Raw genomic sequence first — 7,271 nt, 5'->3', positions numbered from 1 at the left:
GGCTCTTTGAAGCCGAACGGTTTTTTTAGGCGCATCAGGCGCGGAACTCATTGGGGCGCGGGCATCCTTGCCTATAGTGACGCCGGATAGATTTAAGCAAGCCTAAAATTCATCAAAATGAGTGTTGCAAAAACGAGGGGGACCATAGATTTACGTTCTCCCTCCCCCCTCAATCCCTAATTCTGTAAAATTATCGTAATTATGATAATTATGATTAAAGTGGCGGTATATTCTTTTTCACTGACTCTACTTATTAAAATGTATATTTGAAAAAGTAGAGTTTATTAAATAAGATTAAATGCCCACTTTTATGGAGCTGCATAGTAGGTTTGCATATGGGGATACCCTTTCAATATTGCTCTCCAGATTACCCCCACATCATCGTGGAACGGGGGTAAATATACTGCTCGTAACCTTAGGTATCAGGGAGATAGTTTTATACGGTATGAAGAATAGTAATAACTGCACCGGCAGTACAATGGTGCTGTCAGAGCAATCCTCCATGAGTGAGTTAACTATCAGTTCAACTGCTCTGAACCAGATCCAGGATAATCCAGCCGTTGCCTACCTGATCAGTCTCGGTTCGAAGCGTAGTAGGCAAACTATGGGGTCTTTTCTCAATATCATTGCTCGTATGATTGGGTATCAGAACCTTAGGGAATGTGCCTGGAATGCACTGAGACGACACCACGTTCAGGCTGTTCTTGAAATGCTGCGGGATGCCGGGAAGGCTCCGGCCACGATCAATACTTACCTGTCTGCACTCAAAGGAGTAGCCCTTGAAGCATGGACCATGAAACAGCTCGATACCGACAGTTTTCAGCATATTAAGCAGGTACGATCGGTTAAAGGTTCCCGTCTGCCGAAAGGTCGAGCACTGGATAAGCAAGAGATAAGGACGTTGCTTTTCACATGTGAAAATGATCACAGTTCAAAAGGGCTCAGAGATGCCGCTATTATTGGTGTCCTTCTCGGGTGTGGGCTGCGACGCTCTGAGGTCGTTGCGCTGAGTTATGAGGACATTATTCATCGTGAGCAGGCATTAAAAGTACTGGGCAAAGGTAATAAGGAACGCGTTGCGTACATGCCTGCCGGTACCTTTGAGCGACTGATGAAATGGGTAGAGGAAGTCCGAGGGGACTACCCCGGATCGCTTTTCCCTCGCATTCGCCGTCATAATTATGTAACCGATAGCCGGATGTCAGACCAAGCGATTTACCACATTCTCTGTACCCGGCGAGTCGAAGCCGGCCTCGATAAATGTGCACCCCATGATTTACGCAGGACGTTCGCCTCCGCCCTACTCGACAACGGAGAGGACCTGATAACAGTGAAAGATGCGATGGGACACGCCAGTGTTGCGACAACACAGAAATATGATAGACGCTGGGATGAGCGTTTAAGAAAAGCCAGTCAGAAACTTGATATAGTGTAACCTGTTATGGCGAAAATCAATTAGAGAAGAAAAACTAATATGGGCTAGAGATAACATATAAGCATGGATATACGTCCGATCATGCCATACACCGCACAAAATGGTTTTCTCTCTAGGTGATATAGGGGTTGTAAGCGGGAAGCCGCCAAAATTTTGGCGTTGAATCAGACTAAAACTTAAATTGACTTAGGGATTTGAAGGGCTGAGGTGTTAAAAATACATGAAAATATCAAAAATCCAAATCGAGAATATAAATCATGAAAATACAAATATAATATTTAATTTCAGGGGGTACAGTTATACTATTTTTTCTTAGCATTAAAGAAAGCATCCGCCATAGATGAATTTATCGTTTTTACCAGCTTATCAATATGTTCCTCTAGAGAGACCTCTCTCTTCTTTCTATGGATGACAAGTGTTTTATTTCTTTCTGAAAAATCAACCTCTGACTTTAATCGGATCATTTTATCAACAACACTTTTTTTTACATACCGCACATTAAATACTGCAAGTGATTTATTATCATCACTAACAGGCACCTCTAAGGTTATATTATCTTCAGTGTCTCTTACGAAACATTTTTTTATCAAGCCAGGAAATGAACTTTCACTAAATACTTCAAAAATCTCATTAACCTGGGAATCATCAGATAAAATGTATGTAACTCTAAATTTTTTGTTTAAACTGCCATTAACAATGGCAGTCATTCTTTCATTATCACCAACAACAATCTCAATGCTTTTTATTATCAAAATACCTACTAAATGAGACGACTTTTCGTTAATTTTACATTGACTATTATTTTCACTATTTGCAAATTGTATATCCTTTGATATTTCATTCAGTGTAATAAACATCCCGTGTGAATCAGAACGAACCTTATCGATTCTAATTTCTTTATCGAAGATGGTTTTTACGATTAACTTACTGTTCTTTATGAAGTATTTTTCATATGACTCATGAGGTAAAACATATTTAACAACGGGAATTCCATTTTCAACCACCTGAATAGAGAAATCATCCCCCTTTGCTTCTTGAATTATTGCATAACTATTTTTATTTTCTGGTACCTTAGTTTCATTAACTCCAGTGTCAGGGACTACTTCATAGCGACTCATGAAAATTTTCTTCCCGTTATGTGTTTGCACTTTCCTTTTAGCTCTTGAAGCAAATACAATCAGGCCGGAAACATCACTAACATTGATTTTCATTTTTGAAAAAACAAATGATTCAAATAAAAATCTTATATTTTCACCACCTAATTCCCCCTGAACACGTAGCCCTCCATTAGATGTGATAACCCCCCTATCAACAAAAACAGGTTCCCAATCTGAGGGAATAGTATGACTGTCTTTATTTTTTGTTATTGTCTCCATGCTATAACACGGGTGAATAGGCCAGGGAGGCCCCAGAGAGTCAAATAGAACGCGTGAGCCATATGAATTTTCATAATAAAAAACATTCTTGCCACAACTCTGGCAAATTGCATTAGGTACAGTAAAAGAAATAGTTGTATCGAATTTACTCCTGCTGACCTGATGTCTCGGTGTTTTTTTATATTCTTTTGCCAAATATTCAGAAGCATACTCTTCATCAATAGTAATAGGAACAGTTCGACCTCTCATTTTTCTAAATATAGTCACACTCATGAAGTAAACCGCCTTTTAATTTTTTTCTACACAAGGGTTGTAAGCTGAATAATCTTTTTTACTCGGGAAAGAGTCCGATAAACTGTTGGCCGTGATACTGAAAATAACTCAGCGAGATCACTGATTGAGTACTGACCGGTTTCATGCATCCGGCACAGCTCTTTTTGTTGTTTATCAGACAGTTTTGGCTGCTTCCCCCGCAGTTTTCCTTTCGCCCGCGCAATCGCCATTCCCTCGCGGGTGCGCATACGAATTAGATCCCCCTCAAACTCTGCGAAGGTCGCCAGCACATTGAAGAACATTTTGCCCATCGGGTCAGCCGGATCATAGAGGCTGGCACCGAGAGCCAGCTTCACGCCACGGGCCTGTAGCGCATCGGCAATTTCTCTTGCATCCGGAACTGAACGGGCCAGCCTGTCCAGTTTCGGTACGACCAGCGTGTCTCCCTGACGAACGGCTGCCAGTGCTTGATCCAGACCGGGGCGCTGGCGGTTTGAACCGGTCAGCCCCTTATCGGTATAAATCCGGTCCGGGGAGACACCCAGGCTGACCAGAGCTTCCTGCTGTGCGGCCAGATCCTGGCGGTCGGTTGAACACCGGGCATAGCCAATGCGTGTTTCGGTCATAAATATGTCCGTATAAGGGGCCATCAAAGAGATTGATATCGTACCAGTGATATGAGACAACGTCAGCAGTGATATTCCCTGAAGCGCAAATTAAAATTTTTACTGTCCGCAGAACGATCCTCTTACGGACATATTCAATGCGAGGTCAGGATGACATCCCGTCGTAAAGATAAAGGCAAAAGACTCTCCGTTTTAACGGATGCAGAAAAATTCGCACTGTATGGTCTGCCTGATTTTGATGAAGGCCAGCAACTGGAGTATTTGTCGCTCACGGCAGAGGAGCTGGCGCTGGCAATCAGCCGCCCCGGAATACTGGCGCAGATTTATTGTATCCTGCAGACGGGTTATTTCAAGGCCAAACACGCCTTCTTTCATTTTTCACCGAAGGACGTGGAAAGTGATTTCGATTTTGTGGTTCAGCGTTACTTTCGTGAGATATCCCTCACCGACAAAACCATTACCGATCATGAATATTATGCCCAGCGTAAGCTTATTACAGACTTCTTTGGGTATCATCAGTGGTCCGGCTCCGTTGGCCCGCAGCTCGATGCCCGCGCAGCACAGATTGTGCGTCGTGATATTACTCCTGGATTTGTTGCCACCGAACTTATCTGCTGGCTGAATGAGAAGAAAATCGTTCGGCCAGGATATTCCACGCTTCAGAAAATCATCAGTAAAGCACTGTCAACGGAACGACAGCGCCTGGCGGACATACTGTTGTCTTTCCTCGATACAGAAACACAGAGTGCACTGAATTCACTCCTGAAGAAAGATGATGCACTGTCCGGACTGGCCGTGTTGAAACAGGAAGCGAAAGATTTTCGATGGCGACAAATGTCCAGGGAAAGGGAGAAACGAAACCAGCTGGAACCGATATATCAGAAGGCGCGACAGTTGCTACCAGAACTCGGGATCTCGCAACAAAATTTGCTGTACTTCGCCAGTCTGGTCAACTTTTATACCATCCACGATCTGCGGAACCTCAAAACAGAGCAAACCTGGTTATATATGATGTGCTATATCTGGCTTCGCTACCGGCAACTGTCAGATAACCTCACCAGCGCCATGATGTGGCACATGAAGCAGACAGAAGAGCGTTGCAAAGAAGAGGCCAGAAAAAACTTTGAAGCAGATGTTCTGCAGCGGCAACAGGAGAATAATAAAGTCGGCCGTCTGTTATCCCTGTTTGTCGATGATGATGTGACGGATAGCATCCCCTTTGGAGATGTGCGCCAGAGGGCCTGGAAAATCATGCCCAGGGAGATCCTGCAGAACACCGCGCAGCGAATGCGGGTTAAACCTGCCAGTCGGATGGCACGACAATGGGAGGCGGTTGACACTCAGACGGCTCATATACGACGCCATTTACGCCCGCTGTTTTGTACTCTGAACTTTTCCAGCGTGACACCTGAATGCCCCTGGCTTGCTGCGCTGGCATGGGTCAGGGAGACGTTCTCAAAGCAGTTGCGGTTGACGCAGCGGCCGCTGGCAGAATGCCCACCGGCCACGCTACCGCCACGACTGCGAACCTGGTTATTGAGCGTTGATGAAAACGATACACCAACTGGGCTTCATGCCAGCCGTTATGAATTCTGGTTGTACCGGCAAATAAGAAAACGACTTGAGGCGGGAGAGCTTTATCTTGATGACAGCCTGCAGCATCGCCACCTTTCAGATGAGCTGGTTTCCGTAGAGGAAAAAGCCGACATTCTGGCCCAGATGTATATCCCGTTTTTACGTACCCCAGTCGAACAGCAACTGGATGAACTGACCAGCGAACTGCATGAACAGTGGATAGCGTTCAACAGGGAGCTTAAGCAGGGTAAGTTGTCACATCTGGAATTTGATCATGATACACAGAGGCTTAGCTGGCGTAAGTCGGACATGACCGGGCAATCGGACAGTGTGACGGATTTTTATTCACAGCTGCCCCTGTGTGAACTGGCGGATATTTTTCGCTTCGTGAATCAACGGTGTCAATTCCTAGTGGCGCTGACACCGCTACAACCGCTGTATGTAAAAACGGGGGCTGATGCAGACAGTCTGATGGCGGTAATAATGGCACAGGCCATGAATCACGGTAATCTGACGATGTCCCAGACCAGTGATATTCCCTACCATGTGCTCAACGATTCCTACGAGCAATATCTGCGTCTCTCCACGCTGAAGGCTGCATGTGACTGTATTGGCGACGGAATTAAGACGCTTCCTGTCTTCCCGTATTATTCACTGGAGTTGGGGGAACTGTATGGCGCTGTCGATGGGCAAAAATTCAGCGTCGAACGTCCGACGATCAAAGCCCGGGCATCAAAAAAATATTTTGGACTTGGGAAGGGCGTGGTGGCTTACACCCTGCTGTGCAACCATATTCCACTAAATGGTTATCTCATCGGAGCCCATGAGTATGAAGCACATCACGTTTTCGATATCTGGTACAGGAATACCAGTGGGATTGTACCAACAGCGATAACCGGTGACATGCACAGTATTAACCGGGCTAATTTTGCAATTCTTCACTGGTTCGGGCTGCGTTTCGAACCCCGCTTTACCTCGACAGAGGACATGCTGAAAGAGCTATACTGCGCGGACGATCCGGAGCGTTATAAAAAATGTCTTATCCAGCCTGTAGGTCAGATAAATCAGAAAGTTATCATTGATGAAAAACCGCATCTGGACCAGATTGTCGCCACCCTGGGGATGAAAGAAATTACTCAGGGTGCCCTGATCCGCAAATTGTGTACCTATTCAGCGGAAAACCCGACAAGGAAGGCCTTGTTTGAGTTTGATAAACTGATCCGCAGTCTTTACATCCTCCGGTATCTTCGTAACCCGCAGGTGGCCAGAAACAGTCACCGGTCTCAAAATCGCATTGAATCCTGGCATCAGCTTCGTTCAGCGATCGCGCAGGTTGGTGGCAAAAAAGAGCTGACCGGACAGAATGATATTGAACTGGAGATCAGTAATCAGTGCGGGCGACTGCTCAGCATCATTATTATTTATTATAACTCAGCCCTGCTGTCGCGGTTGCTGCAGAAGTATGAAGAGGTTGGTAACACCCGGGGCCTTGCTCTTCTCAGACGAATGTCCCCCGTAGCCTGGCAGCATATTTTTCTGAATGGTCATTACACCTTTATCAGTGAAGGGAAAGAACTAGATCTGGACGCCATGATTGAGGGACTGACGTTGTCATAAGCCGTATGGCAAGCCTGCAAAATTTTGGCGGCTTCCCGCTTACAACCCCATTAAGTGGAGAGCATAAAAAAGTTTGGGGCACTACATTGGTGTTATGCTGTGATAGATAATGTAGAACTATCAACCATACTCCAGCTAGCTCATAATTTTGATGCTAGGATACCAACGCTCAAGTTGTGCCTTTAGCTTGCCATTCAGAACGGTCATCTGAGGGGAACCATAGATTTTTTATGCTCTCATCAAAAAAATCGATTGATTGCCTGTGTCTATGTGCATGCCCCTGCCATTCGTGTTTCACTGGAAACATTGTTGGCGTTTGCTGAGCCTATGCGCCAGACAGCACAAGCGCTCAGTCAACTGGTCACGGCT

Annotated in this window: 4 protein-coding genes; 2 read left to right on the top strand and 2 right to left on the bottom strand. The window is 45.3% G+C overall.

From position 1 onward, the window contains the following. Positions 1-502: 502 nt before the first annotated feature. Positions 503-1,435 (top strand): tyrosine-type recombinase/integrase, encoded by a 933-nt coding sequence (locus tag C5470_RS20875; protein ID WP_422631099.1) that lies wholly within the window; start codon positions 503-505, stop codon positions 1,433-1,435. 302 nt (positions 1,436-1,737) lie between these two features. Here the strand turns inward: C5470_RS20875 and C5470_RS20870 are convergent, their stop codons facing one another. Next, positions 1,738-3,084, bottom strand: coding sequence for a hypothetical protein (locus C5470_RS20870; protein WP_112878183.1), 1,347 nt, complete (start codon positions 3,082-3,084; stop codon positions 1,738-1,740). 26 nt (positions 3,085-3,110) lie between these two features. Next, complete coding sequence (locus C5470_RS20865; protein ID WP_166291668.1) at positions 3,111-3,710, bottom strand: recombinase family protein; 600 nt, start codon at positions 3,708-3,710, stop codon at positions 3,111-3,113. 150 nt (positions 3,711-3,860) lie between these two features. Here C5470_RS20865 and C5470_RS20860 point away from each other — a divergent pair, with 150 nt between their 5' ends. Further along, positions 3,861-6,902, top strand: coding sequence for a Tn3 family transposase (locus tag C5470_RS20860; protein WP_166291666.1), 3,042 nt, complete (start codon positions 3,861-3,863; stop codon positions 6,900-6,902). The last annotated feature ends 369 nt before the right edge of the window (positions 6,903-7,271 follow it).

The sequence above is a fragment of the Photorhabdus stackebrandtii genome (assembly GCF_011189495.1).
In the GTDB taxonomy this organism is placed as follows: domain Bacteria; phylum Pseudomonadota; class Gammaproteobacteria; order Enterobacterales; family Enterobacteriaceae; genus Photorhabdus; species Photorhabdus khanii.
The sequence above is the reverse complement of the archived record's forward strand: the minus strand, read 5'-3'. Positions and strand labels throughout refer to the sequence as shown.